This is a genomic window from Bacillus cereus group sp. MYBK14-1 (assembly GCF_051916885.1).
GTDB lineage: Bacteria > Bacillota > Bacilli > Bacillales > Bacillaceae_G > Bacillus_A > Bacillus_A cereus.
The window spans coordinates 105,111-123,918 of sequence record NZ_JBQAHM010000001.1; the positions used below are offsets into that span (position 1 = coordinate 105,111).

Below are 18,808 nucleotides of genomic sequence, written 5' to 3' on the forward strand. Positions count from 1 at the left end.
TCCAATGAATTTTGAGAGGTGTTATATGTTTACAAATAAGAAATTAATTCGATTTGGTTTATCGTTGTTTGTATTTTTAGGGATAATTAATTTTACAATCAGCTATTTCCAAACATATCTTGAAACAGCAGCAGATATTAAATGGGTAATTCCAGAAATTTGGAAAACTATTTTGCTAGATGTTCCTCAAGGTATACTTGTTCTTTTAGGCGCAATTGCTTTATATGATTTCACAAAAGAGGCATCACAAAAAGACGCATCAATCTAAGTGTGTCTTTTTTCTATTAGGAATTTCATAGAGAGTTTTGCTGGAGAAATAGAATGAAAAGCCCTAATAAGGGCTTTTTTCTTTGTAGGAATTTCTTATCTGTCATAGAAACCGGTCACTTGGAGGTGTTATAGCGAAAGCCATTTACAGTACAGAAAAATCTAAGCAGCAGACGGAAATATATAGGACATGGCATCATAATTATTGAGAAATTAATTGAACTTAGTAAGTATGAAGATATGACGCTAGAATTCATATTTTTTAATTTTTATTTATCCCGCTATTTGCCGGGCAGTAAGCCCCCCACCTCAAAATTCAGCGGAAGCAAAGAAGTTAGGTAGGGGATGAACAAAACCCCACTGATTAAAGTTTCACTTTATAAAAATGAGCCCATAGTAAAAATAGGTATATGAACAAGGTGCATCATCTAGTGATAAGTCATACTTTGTTGGTGTACGTATTGAACTTAGTTTATAGCGCTATTTCTACTTAGATGTAACGAACAGGAATATAGGGAAGTATCGATGAGGTTGTATTTTATAAACGGAGGTTATGAAAATGAATCAGTTTCAACAAGAACTACAAGCGTTAAGCCTTAATGATTACCGGTCTGGAAATATTGTCTATTGGGACCAGCAAAACCAATATCCATATTACTATATTGAAGATGCTGCTCGTCGCTGTGGCGGTTGTGGTCGTTGTGGCGGTTGTGGTGGAGGTCGTTGTGGCGGCTTCCGTTGTGGTGGCTTCCGTTGTATTGGTTGCTTCGGTTGTTTTGGTTGCGGAGGCTGTGGCGGTTGTGGCGGCTGTGGTGGTTGCTCTAACTGTTTTGATGGTTTTACTGATACTACCGGTACTATTGTAACGTATGAATATTGATAACATCTATCTTGCTAGTTGCGGGCAGTAACATCCCCCAAAAAATTCAGCGAGAGCAAAGAGAAGTTAGGTGGCGGACTGCCCATAAAAGCCCGATTGGTGAGAGCTGATTAAAGTTTCACTTTATTAATAAAAAAACATTAGTTATATGTACGTGCCGACAAAGAATATAGCCATTTTTAATGGATATATTCAATCATTCAAGTGAAAGAGTAACAATAAGATATATAGATGTAATCAAGATGTGATGGATAAAGCAATGACTAGATTTAAAATCTAATCATTGTTTTTTTCTTATGGTTTTGTCATTAAATATCTGTCTAGTTTAGGCATTGCTTCCTTCTAGCTAACGAATTTATTACAAATTTGTAAGGTTAATGTAATGTTAATCGATAGTAAATGAAGATGCTTGAGTGTAATTTAAATAAGATTAAAAAGTACTGTTTATCTATAAAATAATCGGGTAAATACTATGTAATTAGGAAGTGTATGAATATGATTGAACTAAAATCTATTATCCATTCGTATAAACTAAAGAGAAAAATAGCTAAAGATTTATACGGAAAAAGAGATGAATTGACACTGTTATTAAATGAATTTAATAAAATGAAATGTACAGTAACATCTGAAAAGAAGAAAAATAATATATTATCTCGTTTGCAACTAATTTATCAAAATATGAAATCGGATAAGCAGTACCCTCTAGCAGTTGCTTTTGATAGTAAATTATTGGAGCGATTAGAAAAAGAACCTCTACATACTATTGAGGATGGTGTAACATGTTTACATCTAATGTTAGATGTGAATTATGAGAAAATAAAACAATATGGTTCGAGTACAAGTAGGTCATTTGTTCCATTATCGCAGTCTTCTATTTGTCTTGCTGATTGTATTTGTTTAACAGGAGTTGTAGTAGGTTTACTAGGAGCAATTTCATTTGGGGGATTACTGTTATCTATATGTTCAATTACATAAAGGTTGATATTTGTAAAAAGGGCACCGAATTAAGGTGTTCTTTTTTGGTTTTTTTGTAAAGATATTGTAAATGATAAGTACAATGCATTAATTGTAATGTATAATTCGAATGTATCAAAATTCAAATATAGTAGAGGTGTTATACATGATAATTACTTTGAATTTTTAAAAGAGTTGGTTTGATAATAATTTATGTAGATAAACAGTTTTTACGTTTCTTTTAAATACTTGGTTTAAATGGATTAGATTAAGTAACTATTGTTCTAGCTTTTTGATAATCAAGACAACTGAAGAAAGGAAGGAATCATTTTATGAAAAAATTAAGGCTGCTAACATTTGAAAATATAGTAGAACCCCTTTTAAATGAAAAGGTATCATTTATATACTTTCCTATTGAATGGCTGGACATGGTAGAGATACATTATAAGACATTTTTATTAACGAGTAAGTTGAAACGTTTGAATGAAAGATTGTATGATATGTTTTCGGATATATTGTTTATTCAGCATAACCCATACGTATTAAATGAAAATACACCATGGATTGTATCGAAAGAACCTATTAGACAAGAGCAGCTCGATTATATTTTTCAAAGTTGGTATGAGATTATTCATGATTGGAAACCAAATAGATTAGTAGAACCACCAAAATATGAATGGCAATCCGATTTGATTTCTAATTTGCCAGTACTACATGATAATGAAACGTATTCTAAGTGGGTGCCCGCTTTAATCTCACATATTTTTTGTGAGCGTCCTATATATTTAAAAAATACAAATGAAGAAGAAATCTATTTTTCCCCTCTTAGATCACAAAATATTTGTGAGGCGATGTCAGGGCCGATAAAAGATGAAAAAACACAAGATTTTTTCTCCTATGTATATCGATTCGAATGCATAACCCGCGGTGGTGAGAACGCTCCATTATTAAATATTTCAATAGGGATTCGGAGATTTTATCAAGAATATAATCACCCAGATATTCCTTTACTTTTAAGACGGAAACGAGGCATGATATTGATTTCTACCTCAGAGTTTGCGTCAAATAATAAAAAAATACGGTTTGTAAAACTAAAAATACAACAAGCTACAACCGGCATGAAATGGATTAAGATATTTAGAAATTTAAAAGATGATTTTCAAATAGGGGGAGAGGTGGATTTAGACCATATTCTCCAATATCCGAAAGATTATATTGTAGGAGAAAATAAAAGGGTGTTATTTCCATACAATGAGAGAATTTATAAAGTTCAAGGTACTAAAATAGAACCGGGTATAACAGTAAAGGAAAGAGAGTATTTATTTAAAGAATTTCAGCGTAAATTCTCTTATTTCACAATACTTCCAGAATGTAAAAAGGTAGCTACAAATAACAAAAATGAATTATTTCCTTTATTTGCCCCAAAAGGATTAGAGACATTAACATTAGAAGTTTGGTCTGAAGATATAGTGCTGGAAATAGAACAAACATTACTTGAGAGTCAAATTGTTTTGACTAAAGTTGGTGAAAATTCTTATGTATTGAATACAGATTTTCCAGTGTTATTAAAGATTGTGAGATACAATATTGAAAAGGTGTTACAAAATCCATATAAAATGCAATATTGCCAAAAATATAAAACAAATCTTGTAGATGATGTTACGAAAGCTGTCTATGCTACCGCAGGCGAGCGCAGTGATGCGACATTAGCATTAATCGCATTGAAAAATTGTGATGGACGAGAAAAAATTGATCCAAAACAAATCATTAGAGAGGGATTTGCACGAGCAAACCGTATTTCAACATTTATTAATTTATTTATAGGCCAAAGTGTATCTCGTAAAACAATTGTAAATAGTGTTTTTAGTTTATTAGAGCAAAAAGGATTTTTGAAGCGTAGTTGGAATAAGATAAATTTACCTTGTATATATGTTAATTTATCAATTGAACGAATATCGAAATTTGATTTCTTACCTATTCTTTCAAAAATAAAAGGAAAAGAAATTTTATATAAATTATATGGGAATACAGAATGGCAAACGATTGATTACGTATTATTAAATATAAATAAATATAATGCATTTTTACCACAACCATCAAAGAGAAATGATATGGGAGCTCTTTTTAAACAATATGTTTCCGAAACATTAATGGAAATTGTACAATATGCAAAAGAACAAAATGAACAAGTTTATTTCATTGTAGATGCAAATTTGAGAAGGTATTGGATAAAAGAGTTACAAAATAAAGAAATTAATACAGATATTTTACCTGATATTGTTCCAGAGGTGTTAAAGGTTCCAAATTTAAATATTATTAGAATAAATACAGGTTTTGATGTACCAAGTTACGGTGTAATAGAATCTGATGATGCTCTAGATAGCATTGGCTTATATACAGATCAAAAAGGGATGTATTATAGCACTGGTGAATATTCACTTAATTGTAGTGGGATTTTTCAGCGATATATACTTGAAATTTTACCATTGGGTGTAAAACCTGTAGAAAGGGATTATATCGCTAAAATGATACATTACATGTGCTGTAATTCTAGTATGCTTTCGAAAAAGAATGTACACATTACATATTCCATGCATATGGAAAAAGTAATAAAGAGTTATATTACTGACATAGATGCAAGAGAGTTTAAAGAATTTGATGATGAATTGGATGTAGATGTAGTAAAAGTAGAAAAGAAAGATTCAATTATTCTACTTTAAATACTAGTAAACAAATCCTGCTCGTTATATCGATCAGGATTTGTCATTTTTTTATGTAAATAAGGATATCCTTTGTCAAGTATCTTTTCGTTTACATATTTACTTTATGTGCAGACAGGATTAATATGTTTTTTAGAAATACAAAAACTATTTCATATGGAAAAACGATTTTTATTAATTGAAAAAATTTGAAAGGAATGGGGAATTGTGAAGAAATTAGATGTGCTCTTAATGCTATTGAGCGGCCTCTTTCCAATTGCAGGACTTACAAAGCAAATCCCTCTAGAACAATCTATATATATTGGAGGGCTTTTATTTTTTACTAGTTTCGGTAGTTATTTTGCTAAAAAGATGTATTCACGTATATGCAGTTGGATAGCGTATGCGCCATTTATAACACTACTGTTAGTTATTTGGCATCAAGATATTGCAACAAGCTCAATCATAGCAAATGCGAAAATTGCTGCATGTGTCGCGTTAATTCCATGTTTATTCCGTTTTCGTACATATGGACTTACTTTGGGCTTATTCTCATTATGGGCCGCTTTACTATGGGATATAAAAGAAGTACAGTCGTTAGTCATACTTGAACGCATAACGAGTTTAATGACAAGCCATTATGTATATATATTACTATTAATTGGAGGACTTGTATTAGGAGGATTACTTGCGATGTTCATTCACCGCAAAGAGAAAGATAATCAAGAAAATATAAATCTACTTGGACCAAAAAAGAAACGCAAAAGATTATCAATTAAGATTCGACTTCCAAGATTGCCGAAATTAAAGATGAAACTATTTAAGTTTGGTGGGAAAGAATCTAAAAGTAAAATGCCAGAAAAGATCCATGAGTATAAGTACGAAGAACCAGTTGCAACATATGAAATGACAGAGCAAATAGATCCATACAAAGAAAATGCAGTTCAAGGTCAAACAAGGATGGAACGCCGAAGAAATAGGTATAATGCATAATGAGGTTTAATAACCCCGTAATGACTTATCTTAATATTGATAAATCATTACGGTTTTTTTATGTAATGAAATGAAGGTTGCTAATGTGGGGGGAACAGCATATTTTATAGGTGGGAACCAAAATGAAATAAGGGGAGGATAAAATGCTTATCATTACATATATATCTGCTTGTATATTATTCTTAGTTAGTTTTTTACATGTATATTGGGCTTTCGGAGGTAATTGGGGGACAAATAGTGTTATTCCAACTAAAGCAGGGGAAAAGGCGTTTACACCTCGTGCCGGAATGACATTGGTCATTGCATTATTATTAAGTATGGCAGCAATAATTTTGTTGCAACAAGCAAATATTGTTCATTTTGCAGTTCCTAATGTTATTATTCAAGTCGGTTCCTGGATTTGTATGATCGTCTTTTCTATTAGAGTAATTGGTGAATTTAACTATTTTGGTATCTTTAAACGACAAAAAGATACGCACTTTGCAAGAATGGATACCGGTTTATATATTCCACTTTGTGCATTTTTATCTTTATCTTTCTTATTAGCAATAATTTTGTGAGTGAATAATAGTAGTTTCCGTTCTCAAAATATATATAAACGTGAGAAATCTAAGAGGTAAATAAAAAGGATGTAAGCGCCTTCTTGTCGAAATGTAAATTATTATGAAAGGCGGTGACACTATGAAGTATGTAAAAGTTAGTATGAATGGTGGAAGTGAACATAAATTCTCAATGACTTTAGATCGGTTTGAAGAACTTATTACTACAGAGAATGGGATATTAGAAAATAAATTAGTATGTATTGAAAATGTAATGATTAATCCTACTAATATATCTTCTGTAGTTGAAAAAATTGGTGTACCGGCTAAGTTTATGGAAGCTTAAAATCTTTAGATAAAAAACATCCATTGAGGATGTTTTTTAATTTATAAATATGAAATTGTGCAGTGAAATTTTGAGTAGATTTTTTAGCAATGACTGTGCATATATTAAGTACCTGAACATGTTGCTTAATACATGCACGAAATAATAAGCACAAGCATATATTATGTAGTAGGACAAGATCTTCGTGTCCTACTTAATACTCAGAAAAAACCTCTAATCACATAAGAGCAGCTAATTGCAGGGTGCTCTTATTTTTTATGAAAATCTACTATGAGCCTTATTTTATAGTAGGATGCAATAATAAAGGGCTATTTTGAAATAGTGTTTTTTAGCCTTTAATTTTAAATTTATCTTTAACGTTAATAAATATTAAAAATAATATGATAGCAGAAATTAAGTTAGATAAGTAGAAATTTTGATGAAACAGTAGTTCAAAGATGACATCGAAAGTAACGAATAAGGCAATAGCAGGTAGTATGCAAATAAATATAAATCTCCAATTTTTTAAGTAATGTTTATAATTTGTAAGTACTTTATCCATAAATATAGCTCCTATATTTTTGTTTTTATATAATTATACATTTAGATACAAGGATTTTCAAAGTAAAAATATTTAGCAATTCAAAAATATAAGGAGAGCTTTTGTTGAAAATCCAGATTGCTGTAGTAATCTGGATTTGACTTTAAAGAACTATACTAAAATGATACACTATAATCTACGTTATTTTTGAAATGAATAGAGGGATTTGTGTGATAGATAAAATTAAAAATGCTGTAGAGGATATGTACGAAGATGAGGCTAAAGATTTACTTCAAAGTATTCTCATACAGTTAAACTTATTAGAAGAAAACTATAGTGAAGATACAATTAAAAATTTGATGGATATTCCGAAACAATTAACAAGTAATCCTACTTATAAAAGGAATGTAAAAGAAAGTACGCACGTACATATTGCTTTTGATGATTCAACGGCTGGTTGCTTAAAATATATGTTAAGTCAAGAAGAATTATTTGAAGAGAGTGTTGTTGCTTTTTCGGAATTTTTTTCAATTGGACCGATATATAGGTTGCATACGAATGAGGGGCAACTAGCAAGACAGGAGTGGTTAATAAATAACTTAACTGCTTATGATAGTTATTTTGAAGAAGAATATTTATCAAGATTTATAGCAACTATAGAAGAACTACATACTATTCCTGTTGAAACACCTATTACAATTTGGAAGGCTGATAATGCACATGAACATGTAGGCCTAAGTTTTGTAATAGCACAATTAAAGGATAAGAAAAACATTCGAGTTATTAATACGTCTGAAGCAAGTAGAGAAATATTAAAACAAGAGTATGATATTCGTGGAACGGGAGAATTACCACCTGAAAGTTTAGCTCTATTCCAAAAAAGTTTTATAAAGTTACCTTATTTAACTGAAGAGAAGCGAATGAAGTTTGAACATGAGTGGGATAGATTATCGGAAAGCATAGAATGTTTAAGAGTGTGGAAAGAAAATGAAGTGCATTTTGTACAAGAAGATTATTTTGATCAATTTATAATTGAATGCGCGAAAAGTGTGGGTGCTGATCGAGAGTTCCTCAAAGCTCCTAGAGTAATTGGTGAAGCACTTGGTCTTGTTGAACAATTGGTTGGAGATACATTCTTAGAATATCGCTTGAAACGATTAATTAAACAAGAAGTATTTGAATTTGAAGGTTCGTTAGATGAAATGCGTTTTTATAGTGTGAAGTTAAGGAAATAATAAACACATTCTATTTTTGAAAGGCTCGTATTTTTAATAATACAAGCTTTTTAAGTTGAATTTGGGCTATACATAAGCTTCCTAGAGAGGGCATATCACATATGAATGATAAAGGTAATGAATGAAAAGAAGGTGATTTGTTAATATGTATAACCAACAAAATTATCCATATGATCAAGCGATGTATTATAATCCACAAAACTACGGGTATGAACCTACAAATGAAGTGAGAGATATTGAACAAGAAGATTACAGACCAGATGATGCGGAGGATGCTCCAACGTCACCACCACCGTCACAAGCGCCATCGTTACCGTCTACATTTGCTTCTCCAGCACAACCAGGCAATATGAAATCATGGATGTGTAACTGTTTAGGAAGATGGGGCTATTTACGTTTACATCGTCCTGGACCTTTTGGAAGGGATTTATGGTTCTTTCCAACTGAAGTGAGAAGAAACGGAGTATCAGGTTACACTTGGCAAGGTGGTCGTCGTCGTAAAGTAAGTTATCGCTATCAACAAATTAGTAATTTTATGTGCTTCGCATAAAGAGAGGTGGGAGAGTAAAACGATTGTACTCTCTCACTTTTTTATTTTTCAATATACGAAGTAAGATTTTGATTAAAAATTTACAATTTTCACGTTTTTATTAGAGTATAATGCATATGTTGGTTGGTTTTCAAAAACAAATGAGAGTGAGGGAATACAATGTCAATGAAAAACAAAGTTGGGTTAAACATAGAGGATGGCATTAATTTAGCTTCAGCTCAATTTAAAGAAGATGCGTATGAAATTTATAAAGAATCGCGAAAAAAACAACCTATATTATTTGTAAACCAAGTTGAAATCGGTAAAGAATGGCTCATTACTAGATATGAAGATGCTCTGCCACTTTTAAAAGATAATCGTTTAAAAAAAGATTGGACAAATGTATTTTCTCAAGATACAAAGAACATGTATCTTTCCGTTGATAATAGTGACCACTTAACAACACATATGCTAAATTCAGATCCACCTAACCACAGTCGTTTACGATCTTTAGTTCAAAAAGCTTTTACACCGAAGATGATTGCACAATTAGACGGAAGAATTCAGAGAATAGCAGATGATTTGATAAGTAATATAGAGCGAAAAGGTACATTAAATCTTGTGGATGATTATTCATTTCCATTACCAATTATTGTAATAAGTGAGATGCTCGGTATTCCAAAAGAAGATCAAGCGAAATTTAGAATTTGGTCTCATGCTGTTATTGCATCACCAGAAACACCTGAAGAAATAAAAGAGACCGAAAAACAACTATCTGAGTTTATTACATATCTTCAATATTTAGTTGATATTAAAAGAAAAGAGCCAAAAGAAGACTTGGTGAGTGCTTTAATACTTGCAGAGAGTGAAGGGCATAAACTTAGCGCTCGGGAACTATATTCAATGATAATGCTATTAATTGTCGCAGGACATGAGACGACAGTGAATTTAATTACAAATACGGTATTAGCACTTCTTGAAAATCCAAATCAATTACAGTTATTAAAAGATAATCCCAAACTAATTGATTCGGCTATTGAGGAAGGATTGCGTTATTATTCTCCAGTTGAGGTTACAACTGCAAGATGGGCAGCGGAACCTTTTCAAATTCACCATCAAACAATACAGAAAGGAGATATGGTTATTATTGCATTGGCTTCAGCGAACCGTGATGAAACAGTATTTGAAAATCCAGAAATATTTGATATTACACGGGAGAACAACCGTCACATTGCCTTTGGTCATGGTAGTCATTTCTGCTTAGGAGCTCCACTTGCGAGGTTAGAAGCAAAGATTGCTATTACTACTTTGTTTAATCGAATGCCTGAACTACAAATAAAAGGGAATCGTGAAGAAATTAAATGGCAAGGTAACTATTTAATGCGTTCTTTAGAGGAATTACCTTTAACTTTCTAGAATAGTTAAAAGGAGACATGCATACATCGAAAATGATTTACATAGAGTATGTATGTGTTATTTAAATTCGAAACGGAAGGGTGAAGACATCCCAATGATCAACTAATTCTATTTGTAAGAGATCTTCGTTAAAAAACGAAATATTCTTCTGAATAGGGTTAGTCTGTACATTTATAGAAAAGGGATGTATTTCGCTCTGCGAATATATAGTCTTTTTATATGATTTGTGCTGCCTCCTGTTCAGAACATGAAATAGGAGGCTTTTTTATGTCGACAAATGTAGTAACGAAACAAAACAATGGGGTATCACAAGTATTAAAAAATCGGTTTGTACAAGGGATTTTAGCATCAGCATTATTTTTACAAATAGGAATATGGGTTCGAAACTTTGCGGTATTACTATATGTAATGGAAATGACAAAAGGTGATGCTTTTGCTATTTCTATGATTTCAGTTGCTGAATTCGCTCCAATTTTTATTTTTTCATTTATTGGCGGTACCTTTGCTGATAGGTGGAAGCCAAAGAAGACAATGATATGGTGTGAAACGTTAAGTTCCATTTCAGTATTCGCTGTATTAATTACGCTTATGTTTGGAACGTGGAAAATTGTGTTTTTTGTGACACTCATCTCTGCAATCCTTTCACAGTTTTCACAACCATCTGGAATGAAGTTGTTTAAACAACATTTATCAACGGAACAAATTCAATTAGCGATGTCTATATATCAAACGATATTTGCAATATTTATGGTATTAGGACCAATTCTAGGGACATTTATCTTTCATAGTTTTGGAATTTATATTTCAATCATCATAACAGGTATCTCGTTTTTACTTGCGGCAGTTGTATTGTTATTTCTTCCGAAAGATCTTGAAAACGACGTAGAAAAGAAAGATATCACTCTGCTGCAGGAGATGAAGGATGGTATTAAGTATGTCAAAAAGAAAAAAGCATTAACTTTGCTAGGGCTTTGCTTTATGGCTGCAGGACTAGGTATAGGATTAATTCAACCATTAGGTATATTTATTGTGACTGAGCAGCTAGGATTATCAAAAGAGAGTTTACAGTGGCTACTAACAGTAAATGGTGCGGGAATGATTGTTGGCGGAGCATTAGCAATGGTATTTGCGAAAAACGTTGCTCCGCAAAAGATGTTAATTATCGGTATGCTTGGTCAAGCAATTGGTATTGGCATTATAGGATATTCTACAAATTTATGGGTGACACTTACAGCTCAGCTTTTTAGTGGCTTAGCTCTTCCTTGTATCCAAATTGGTATTAATACGCTTATTATTCAAAATAGCGATACCGATTTTATAGGTCGTGTAAATGGTATTTTAAGTCCGCTATTTACCGGTTCAATGGTAGTAACGATGAGTATAGCTGGCTCATTAAAAGAGATGTTTTCATTAAGTATGATGTATGAAGGGACGGCTTTACTTTTTATAATTGGATTATTGTTTATTTTACCTATATACAATTTAAAGCCAGTAATAGCGGTAGAAAGTGAAATAAGTGGTAAAGGAAGTGCTGTACAAAATGAATCCTAATCCAAATATTAAATACCCTATTGAAGGAAATCAAAACGTTCAATTTATAAAAAATACAATAACAAAACCTAATATACTTGTTGGTGACTATTCTTATTATGATGCGAAAGATGGAGAAACATTTGAAAATCGAGTATTACATCATTATGAATTTCTTGGGGATCGCCTTACTATTGGAAAGTTTTGTTGTATTGCATCTGGAGTTAACTTTATTATGAACGGAGCGAATCATCGGATGGATGGATTTTCGGCATATCCATTTAATATCTTTGGAAATGGGTGGGAGAAGTATACACCTAGTTTGTCTGATTTACCTTACAAAGGCGATACAGTTATAGGAAATGACGTTTGGATTGGTATGGACACAACTATTATGCCCGGAATAAAAATAGGAGATGGTGCAATCATTGCAGCTAAATCTGTTGTGACTAGAGACGTCGCACCATATACAATTGTTGGTGGAAATCCAGCAAATAAAATAAAAGAGAGATTTTCAAATGAAATAATAGAAGAATTATTACAAATTCAATGGTGGCATTTTGACATTGAAAAAATAACTGAAAATATAGATGTGATTGTACGAGGAGATATTGAACCATTAAGAAAGCTAAAAAGGGAATAAAAAATGCATGACAAAGAGTATCATACCTCCGAATTTTGTTAATGATAATAGAACAAGGAGGTGTGATACTATGGCACAAGACGTTTTATGTGAAGTAAATAACTGTAAATTTTGGGCGAACGGTAATAAATGTAGTGCAGAGGCAATTTACGTAGTAAGTCATAAAGGTAAACATGCATCTACAACGGAAGAAACAGATTGCAAAACTTTCGATCCAGAAGTATAAATGTTTGAAGGGTAGCCAAATCGTGGTTGCCCTTTTATTAATTATAGTATTGATAATAAATATCATTTTCATTCATTGTTTTTAACTTTTCTTGTTATTTTTTCATATTTTTTTCATAAGTGATGTAATCCAACTCAATTCATGTTCAATTCGTGATTTACTAAATTCAATGACTTCAGTAATAAAAGATGAGGTAACATCTAGAGACTGAATAGCAGTAAGCTGATTATATAGTACGTTTTGACGTACAGTCAAAATCTCTTTTCTATCCTCATAGTCAAGTTTTTCAAATAGCGCAATACGAACAAGAAATTCTGTATTGTTTGTCGCAAGTTTTTCGGGAAACTCTCGTAACATTTCAGAAAAAATTTCTTCTCCTGTTTCTGTTATATCGTACATATTTCGGTTTGGTTTTCCGATTTGTTTATGTATTTTTTTCGTTATAGCACCCATATTTTCAAAGCGCCGAAGGGCAGGATAAAGCATGTTGTGATTTAATTCGAAATTTTCACCTAAACGATTTTGAACATTTTTTTTAATTTCATATCCATGTTTTGGTCCTGTCGTTAATTCTGCTAGTAGTAAAATGTCAACGTACATAAAAATCCCCCTTATATATTTCTCAAGTTCTCTAATGAAAAATCCCCTTTGGTATATGTTAAAATAACATATGATAGTTTATACAACTTTGGACTGCCGACCTATCACTTTTATTGTAAAAGAAAAGGGAGGAAAGAACTATGGCTTCACCTGAAAATGTTATTTTAGTTCATGAAATTTCAAAGCTGAAAACAAAAGAAGAATTATGGAATCCATATGAATGGTATCGTTTGATGAGGGATAATCACCCAGTTCATTATGATGAAGAGCAGGATGTATGGAATGTTTTTTTATATGATGATGTAAATCGTGTTTTATCAGATTATCGCTTATTTTCAAGTAGAAGGGAGCGCAGACAATTCTCAATCCCTCCTTTAGAAACTAGAATAAATATAAACTCTACAGATCCACCAGAACATCGCAATGTACGTTCCATTGTTTCTAAGGCATTTACTCCAAGAAGTTTAGAACAGTGGAAACCTCGAATACAGGCTATCGCAGATGAACTTGTACAACATATCGAAAAATGTAGTGAAGTTAATATCGTTGAACAGTTTGCTGCACCTTTACCTGTTACCGTTATTTCCGATTTATTAGGAGTCCCAACAACAGATCGTAAAAAAATGAAAGAATGGTCTGATATTTTATTTATGCCGTATAGTAAAGAAAAGTTTAATGATCTGGATGCCGAGAAAGGGATAGCATTACATGAATTCAAAGCATACCTTCTACCGATTGTTCAGGAAAAGAGATATCATTTAACCGATGATATCATTTCTGATTTAATTCGAGCTGAATATGAAGGCGAAAGATTAACCGATGAAGAAATTGTAACCTTTTCATTAGGTTTACTAGCGGCAGGGAATGAAACCACTACAAATTTAATTATTAATAGCTTTTATTGCTTTTTAGTAGATTCACCTGGAATTTATGAAGAGTTAAGAAAAGAACCTAACTTAATTTTAAAAGCGATTGAGGAAGTATTACGCTATCGCTTTCCTGTTACATTGGCCCGGAGGATTACAGAGGATACAAATATATTTGGTCCTTTCATGAAAAAGAATCAGATGATTGTTGCGTGGGTTAGTGCAGCGAATTTAGATGAGAAAAAATTTTCACAAGCCTCTCAATTTAATGTACATCGAACAGGAAATGAAAAGCATTTAACCTTTGGGAAAGGTCCTCACTTTTGCTTAGGAGCACCACTTGCACGTTTAGAAGCTGAGATTGCATTAACTACCTTTATAAATGCTTTTGAAAAAATAGAGCTATCTCCATCTTTCTGTTTAGAAAAATGTATATTGGAAAATGAACAAACATTAAAATACTTACCTATTCGATTGAAAGCCAAATAAAAATCTTAACAAGGTGCATACATTTGCATCTTGTTTTTTTGTTTCTCAATTGTGAGTTTTCGGTAATTACCTTAATATGGAATTGTATAAAACGTAGAGGAGGATTCTTATGTTGACTTGTAATGGAAGTAAATCATTTCAAAAGTTTATTAAAGGTGTTACAAATCTTATGGAAAACGGTTTATTTGAAGAAGAAATAGTGTGTGGCATTGAAAAGTTACTAGAAGAACTTTTAGAAAAGAAAACATGGCTTCCGTTAGATAAACAGAAGGCCAATTTGACTCAATATGCACGACATTTATTGTATGAAGATCCGCTCAAACGTTTTGAAGTACTAGCTCTCGTATGGAAAGATGGACAATCTACACCTTTACATGACCATGACGGCACATGGGGAGTAGAAGGCGTTTTTTCAGGAAGGATTATGGTGAAGAACTTTATACAAACGAAACAACTTGGAAATTCACTTGTTTATTTAACACATACAGGAAATCTTTATTTGGGAGAAGGAGAAACAGATAAAGTAATTCCACCAGCGGATTGTCATATTCTTGAAATTAGCAAAAATGAAAGCGTTATTACGATTCATGTCTATGGAAAACGGCTAGAAAAGTTTAAAGTATATATCCCAACTGAAGAAAAAAATGTGTACATGTGTGAGACAAAATACATTAGTTATAATTCATAGTTTAAAATCCAAAGCTTTTTTAAAAAGAAAAGCTTTGGATTTTATTTTTAATTATTTCTTGACCTGAAACGCTTTTCATAAATTATAAATAAGAAGTACCTCACGAGGATTGTATGAAAACGATACCTAATAATTAATTAGAACTCGTGTATTTATAGAAAGTGGTGAAGAAATAATGAAATTAATCGCAATTGATTTAGATGGAACTCTTCTTTCGGGGAATAAAATGATAAGTAAAGAAAATGCAGAAGCAATTCGAACATGTCAAGAAGCTGGCCATGTTGTAGCAATTTGTACAGGACGTTCTATTGTTGACATTGAGCGATTATTGTTAGAAGTTAATTTAGAGTGTCCAATCATTGCGGAAAATGGGGCTCTTATATATAAAGATAAAAAAATGATGAAGAGATATCCAATTCAAAATATGCAGGCACTTGAAATTGTAGAATATCTTGAAGAGAATGGTTTATATTATCAGCTTTATACTGATAAAGGTGTGTATGTACCGGATTATGGAGTAGAGAGTGTACGTAATGAAATTGAGTATGTGAAGAATTCAAAAGAAAATTTCGACTTGAAAGAGTTAGAAACAATCGCAGCATTATATCTTGAGCATACAGCGTTTCATAGTGCGGAAAGTTGTAAACCAATTGTAGAAACAGATATACATGTGCATAAACTATTACCATTTTCTTATGATATTGAGAAATTAAAAAAACTAAAAGAAACATTTCTTCATAATACAGATTTAGCAATTACATCTTCATATTGGCACAATTTAGAGATTAATCATCGAGATGCTCAAAAAGGGAATGGATTATATACTTTAGCAGAACATCTTAATATTCCGGTTGAAAACACTGTAGCGATAGGTGATGGACTAAACGATGTTTCTATGATGGAAAAAGCGAATATATCAATTGCAATGGGAAATGCAGTTGAAGAAATAAAAGCAATGTGTAAATACGAAACGTTATCAAATGAAGAACATGGTGTGGCACATGCTTTATATAAATATGTAATGTAAATAAAAAAGAAAAAAGAATCCAAATGGATTCTTTTTTCTTTTTTATTAGGGGTAAGGTATTCTATGAGATTCATAGAAGCCTTATTACATTTTATTATATAGAATATATTGGAATAAATGTTTATATTTTTCATAAAAAATGTGAATATTTTATGAACTTTATACTTATTGCATGTTTATATCGCTATTAGTAACGTGTATGACTCTCGAGTAAAAATTCAGTGAATGTAAGAAGGAATTCAAGTTATCTAGATAATAAGTGAGGAATCAACGAAATATATACTAATTAAAGGTATATTCAGTATATATATTCTTTTCTTGTTTTAATTGAAAAATAAAATTTGTTCGAATAATTATTCTACAGCTATATACCTACACTAGCTTTCTTCGTATAATGGAGAAGTATGAATTTTAGATTTGTATTAATTTTACATATTGAGGTGAAAAAGGAATGAATTCGCGGCTAATGGAACTTATTGATGTGAGTACAATAGAAACCATGGCAGAACAATTTTATAAATTAACTAACATATCACATCAACTTCTTGATGCTGAAAAAGAGTGTGTTTTTTCATTCGGAATGAATGAGATAAAAAAGAGTAAACTTCCAAAGATTGAAATCCCCATTTTCTTATACAATCAACATTTAGGATCTTTTGTTGTATGGTCCAAAAAAAGTGAAATTTTCAGTTGTCAAAAATACTTTGAAATGCTCTCAAGTTTAATTTTAGATGGTGCAATAAAAGTATTTCAAAGTAAAAATACAACGTTGCTTTCTCGGAAAGAAGAGGAACTACATACGATTTTACAAAACATGCCTGTTATGGTCGATGCGCTTGATTATAATGGAGATTTTGTTTTGTGGAATCGAGAATGCGAAATTGTAACAGGTTATACCGCTGAAGAAATAGTTGGAAATCCCAATGCACTGCAATTATTGTATCCTGATCATAATTATCGCCATCAAATACAAAAGAAATTTTTAACTTGTGGAAAAAATTTCAGAGATTGGGAAATGCACTTAACATGTAAAAATGGTGAAATCAAAACAATAATGTGGTCGAATATATCAGAACAGTTTCCTGTAACAGGATATAGTTATTGGGCTGTTGGTGTAGATATTACACATTTAAAAGCGATAGAAGAGCAGTTAAAACAACAAACATCTGAACTGGAATTAATTTTTAAAGCTTTACCAGATTTATGTTTCTTAACAGAAGATGATGGCACAATTATAGATTACAAGGCAGGATCTCCTACAAAGTTTTACGTACCCGCAGAAGCTTTTATGGGAAAAAAGTTTTACGAAGTATTACCAACGTCAGTAGCACAGCAGTTTCAGGAAGCCATTAATCAAGTGAAGGAAAAAGGAACGAATGTAATTGTAGAATATCCACTCACACTTAATGGAAGTATTGATTTCTTTGAGGCTAGGTGCTTACCATTATTACATGATAAAATTATGATTATTGTACGCGACATTACAGAGCGAAAAAAAACAGAAGAATTGCTAAATAAATCAGATACGCTTGCAGCAATTGGTCAATTAGCAGCTGGCGTGGCTCATGAAGTAAGAAATCCTTTAACTGTAATTAAAGGTTTTATACAGTTATTCCAAATTAATAAAGAAGATCAAGAAAGATATTTTGATCTTATGCTTTCTGAAATTGAAAGGATAGAAGCAATCCTGCAAGAATTTCTATCAATCGCTAAAACAGATGAGATAAATACAGAAAAGAAAAATATTTATCGAATTTTTAAAAATGTCGTATCGTTAATGAATACAAAAGCAATTATGAAAAATATTCAAGTTGAACTATTTACGGATGACAAAGATATAATTATTGAATGCTCAGAAAATCAATTGAAACAAGTATTTATTAATATTTTGCAAAATTCAATCGAAGCTATGCCAAATGGTGGGGAAATTTCAATTCACATAAAAGAAATAAATGATGATGGTGTCATCATTCATGTAATAGATGAAGGAATAGGAATACCTGAAGAAAGAATTAAGAGATTAGGTGAACCTTTTTATAGTACGAAAGAAAAAGGGACTGGTATTGGATTAATGTTAAGTTATAAAATTATTGAAAGTCATCGAGGGACAATTAGTATCATGAGCGAGGTTGGTGTCGGGACAACAGTAACTATTTACTTACCGAAAGTACTAAGTAAACAATCTCTTTCTAATTGTGACGACAAATGTATAGCAATACGCACTAGTAGTAATTCTTAAATCAATTAATACCCAATAACAAAGCGATTAGTGAAAACTAAGCTTTTTGTTATTGGGTATTTTTTATATTTAATTTAGTAAACTTTACCTTTTCTTTACCTTTGTTTTAATTTCTATTAAGT

Annotated in this window: 19 protein-coding genes and 1 pseudogene; 18 read left to right on the forward strand and 2 right to left on the reverse strand. The window is 31.7% G+C overall.

The features are described 5' to 3' along the window. The first annotated feature begins 4 nt into the window (after positions 1–4). From ACTFR3_RS00515 to ACTFR3_RS00550, 8 genes and pseudogenes are all read left to right on the forward strand, one after another. Positions 5–268: a DUF3937 domain-containing protein gene (locus ACTFR3_RS00515; protein WP_002082716.1), complete on the forward strand. Its 264-nt coding sequence runs from the start codon at positions 5–7 to the stop codon at positions 266–268. A gap of 558 nt (positions 269–826) precedes the next feature. Next, positions 827–1,147 (forward strand): heterocycloanthracin/sonorensin family bacteriocin, encoded by a 321-nt coding sequence (locus ACTFR3_RS00520; protein ID WP_001071364.1) that lies wholly within the window; start codon positions 827–829, stop codon positions 1,145–1,147. Between the two features lie 145 nt (positions 1,148–1,292). Continuing rightward, positions 1,293–1,427 (forward strand): annotated as a pseudogene (locus ACTFR3_RS00525) (site-specific integrase); the annotation flags it as partial. A 209-nt stretch (positions 1,428–1,636) separates the two neighbouring features. Continuing rightward, positions 1,637–2,122 (forward strand): hypothetical protein, encoded by a 486-nt coding sequence (locus ACTFR3_RS00530; protein ID WP_002182774.1) that lies wholly within the window; start codon positions 1,637–1,639, stop codon positions 2,120–2,122. Between the two features lie 311 nt (positions 2,123–2,433). After that, positions 2,434–4,821: an RNaseH domain-containing protein gene (locus ACTFR3_RS00535; protein ID WP_440044056.1), complete on the forward strand. Its 2,388-nt coding sequence runs from the start codon at positions 2,434–2,436 to the stop codon at positions 4,819–4,821. Between the two features lie 207 nt (positions 4,822–5,028). Beyond that, positions 5,029–5,793: a DUF3959 family protein gene (locus ACTFR3_RS00540; protein ID WP_000732180.1), complete on the forward strand. Its 765-nt coding sequence runs from the start codon at positions 5,029–5,031 to the stop codon at positions 5,791–5,793. A gap of 143 nt (positions 5,794–5,936) precedes the next feature. Further along, positions 5,937–6,353, forward strand: coding sequence for a DUF3995 domain-containing protein (locus ACTFR3_RS00545; RefSeq protein ID WP_000905568.1), 417 nt, complete (start codon positions 5,937–5,939; stop codon positions 6,351–6,353). 121 nt (positions 6,354–6,474) lie between these two features. Further along, positions 6,475–6,678: a hypothetical protein gene (locus tag ACTFR3_RS00550; protein WP_000878369.1), complete on the forward strand. Its 204-nt coding sequence runs from the start codon at positions 6,475–6,477 to the stop codon at positions 6,676–6,678. Positions 6,679–7,006: 328 nt separating this feature from the next. On the opposite strand, the gene ACTFR3_RS00555 is transcribed toward ACTFR3_RS00550, so the two are convergent. Continuing rightward, positions 7,007–7,219, reverse strand: coding sequence for a hypothetical protein (locus ACTFR3_RS00555; protein WP_000362067.1), 213 nt, complete (start codon positions 7,217–7,219; stop codon positions 7,007–7,009). 209 nt (positions 7,220–7,428) lie between these two features. Between ACTFR3_RS00555 and ACTFR3_RS00560 the strand changes: the two genes are divergently transcribed. The 6 genes from ACTFR3_RS00560 to ACTFR3_RS00585 all read left to right on the forward strand — a co-directional run bounded on the left by ACTFR3_RS00560 (position 7,429) and on the right by ACTFR3_RS00585 (position 12,777). After that, positions 7,429–8,433, forward strand: a complete 1,005-nt coding sequence (locus ACTFR3_RS00560; protein ID WP_440044057.1) for a DUF1835 domain-containing protein — start codon at positions 7,429–7,431, stop codon at positions 8,431–8,433. A gap of 145 nt (positions 8,434–8,578) precedes the next feature. Beyond that, positions 8,579–8,983, forward strand: coding sequence for a hypothetical protein (locus tag ACTFR3_RS00565; protein ID WP_000282687.1), 405 nt, complete (start codon positions 8,579–8,581; stop codon positions 8,981–8,983). 159 nt (positions 8,984–9,142) lie between these two features. Continuing rightward, complete coding sequence (locus ACTFR3_RS00570; protein WP_440044058.1) at positions 9,143–10,378, forward strand: cytochrome P450 family protein; 1,236 nt, start codon at positions 9,143–9,145, stop codon at positions 10,376–10,378. A 267-nt stretch (positions 10,379–10,645) separates the two neighbouring features. Beyond that, positions 10,646–11,929 carry an MFS transporter gene (locus ACTFR3_RS00575; protein WP_000106396.1) on the forward strand — a complete coding sequence of 428 codons (1,284 nt, stop codon included), beginning with the start codon at positions 10,646–10,648 and terminating at the stop codon, positions 11,927–11,929. Continuing rightward, complete coding sequence (locus ACTFR3_RS00580; RefSeq protein ID WP_001069204.1) at positions 11,919–12,551, forward strand: Vat family streptogramin A O-acetyltransferase; 633 nt, start codon at positions 11,919–11,921, stop codon at positions 12,549–12,551. The genes ACTFR3_RS00575 and ACTFR3_RS00580 overlap by 11 nt, the downstream gene beginning before the upstream one ends. A gap of 70 nt (positions 12,552–12,621) precedes the next feature. Then, a complete protein-coding gene (locus ACTFR3_RS00585; protein WP_000046095.1) occupies positions 12,622–12,777 on the forward strand; it encodes a DUF1540 domain-containing protein in 156 nt (51 codons plus the stop codon). Positions 12,778–12,879: 102 nt separating this feature from the next. Here the strand turns inward: ACTFR3_RS00585 and ACTFR3_RS00590 are convergent, their stop codons facing one another. Further along, the gene (locus ACTFR3_RS00590; RefSeq protein ID WP_137396771.1) at positions 12,880–13,377 is read right to left on the reverse strand and encodes a PadR family transcriptional regulator; all 498 of its coding nucleotides are present in this window, start codon (positions 13,375–13,377) and stop codon (positions 12,880–12,882) included. A gap of 140 nt (positions 13,378–13,517) precedes the next feature. On the opposite strand from ACTFR3_RS00590, the gene ACTFR3_RS00595 reads away from it, so the two are divergent. The 4 genes from ACTFR3_RS00595 (at position 13,518) to ACTFR3_RS00610 (ending at position 18,686) form a co-directional block, all read left to right on the forward strand. Next, complete coding sequence (locus ACTFR3_RS00595; protein WP_000168020.1) at positions 13,518–14,732, forward strand: cytochrome P450; 1,215 nt, start codon at positions 13,518–13,520, stop codon at positions 14,730–14,732. 109 nt (positions 14,733–14,841) lie between these two features. Then, a complete protein-coding gene (locus tag ACTFR3_RS00600; RefSeq protein ID WP_000954442.1) occupies positions 14,842–15,420 on the forward strand; it encodes a cysteine dioxygenase family protein in 579 nt (192 codons plus the stop codon). Positions 15,421–15,595: 175 nt separating this feature from the next. Next, the gene (locus ACTFR3_RS00605; protein ID WP_000766393.1) at positions 15,596–16,447 is read left to right on the forward strand and encodes a Cof-type HAD-IIB family hydrolase; all 852 of its coding nucleotides are present in this window, start codon (positions 15,596–15,598) and stop codon (positions 16,445–16,447) included. Positions 16,448–16,898: 451 nt separating this feature from the next. Beyond that, positions 16,899–18,686 carry an ATP-binding protein gene (locus ACTFR3_RS00610; RefSeq protein ID WP_440044060.1) on the forward strand — a complete coding sequence of 596 codons (1,788 nt, stop codon included), beginning with the start codon at positions 16,899–16,901 and terminating at the stop codon, positions 18,684–18,686. Positions 18,687–18,808: the final 122 nt, after the last annotated feature.

What these genes read in the sequence shown, in the direction of transcription:
- ACTFR3_RS00515 (WP_002082716.1), top strand. Translation starts at nt 5, where the DNA reads ATGAATTTTGAGAGGTGTTATATGTTTACAAATAAGAAATTAATTCGA.
- ACTFR3_RS00550 (WP_000878369.1), top strand. Translation starts at nt 6,475, where the DNA reads ATGAAGTATGTAAAAGTTAGTATGAATGGTGGAAGTGAACATAAATTC.
- ACTFR3_RS00595 (WP_000168020.1), top strand. Translation starts at nt 13,518, where the DNA reads ATGGCTTCACCTGAAAATGTTATTTTAGTTCATGAAATTTCAAAGCTG.
- ACTFR3_RS00585 (WP_000046095.1), top strand. Translation starts at nt 12,622, where the DNA reads ATGGCACAAGACGTTTTATGTGAAGTAAATAACTGTAAATTTTGGGCG.
- ACTFR3_RS00570 (WP_440044058.1), top strand. Translation starts at nt 9,143, where the DNA reads ATGTCAATGAAAAACAAAGTTGGGTTAAACATAGAGGATGGCATTAAT.
- ACTFR3_RS00610 (WP_440044060.1), top strand. Translation starts at nt 16,899, where the DNA reads ATGAATTCGCGGCTAATGGAACTTATTGATGTGAGTACAATAGAAACC.
- ACTFR3_RS00520 (WP_001071364.1), top strand. Translation starts at nt 827, where the DNA reads ATGAATCAGTTTCAACAAGAACTACAAGCGTTAAGCCTTAATGATTAC.
- ACTFR3_RS00600 (WP_000954442.1), top strand. Translation starts at nt 14,842, where the DNA reads ATGTTGACTTGTAATGGAAGTAAATCATTTCAAAAGTTTATTAAAGGT.
- ACTFR3_RS00580 (WP_001069204.1), top strand. Translation starts at nt 11,919, where the DNA reads ATGAATCCTAATCCAAATATTAAATACCCTATTGAAGGAAATCAAAAC.
- ACTFR3_RS00545 (WP_000905568.1), top strand. Translation starts at nt 5,937, where the DNA reads ATGCTTATCATTACATATATATCTGCTTGTATATTATTCTTAGTTAGT.
- ACTFR3_RS00535 (WP_440044056.1), top strand. Translation starts at nt 2,434, where the DNA reads ATGAAAAAATTAAGGCTGCTAACATTTGAAAATATAGTAGAACCCCTT.
- ACTFR3_RS00565 (WP_000282687.1), top strand. Translation starts at nt 8,579, where the DNA reads ATGTATAACCAACAAAATTATCCATATGATCAAGCGATGTATTATAAT.
- ACTFR3_RS00575 (WP_000106396.1), top strand. Translation starts at nt 10,646, where the DNA reads ATGTCGACAAATGTAGTAACGAAACAAAACAATGGGGTATCACAAGTA.
- ACTFR3_RS00530 (WP_002182774.1), top strand. Translation starts at nt 1,637, where the DNA reads ATGAATATGATTGAACTAAAATCTATTATCCATTCGTATAAACTAAAG.
- ACTFR3_RS00605 (WP_000766393.1), top strand. Translation starts at nt 15,596, where the DNA reads ATGAAATTAATCGCAATTGATTTAGATGGAACTCTTCTTTCGGGGAAT.
- ACTFR3_RS00555 (WP_000362067.1), bottom strand. Translation starts at nt 7,219, where the DNA reads ATGGATAAAGTACTTACAAATTATAAACATTACTTAAAAAATTGGAGA.
- ACTFR3_RS00590 (WP_137396771.1), bottom strand. Translation starts at nt 13,377, where the DNA reads ATGTACGTTGACATTTTACTACTAGCAGAATTAACGACAGGACCAAAA.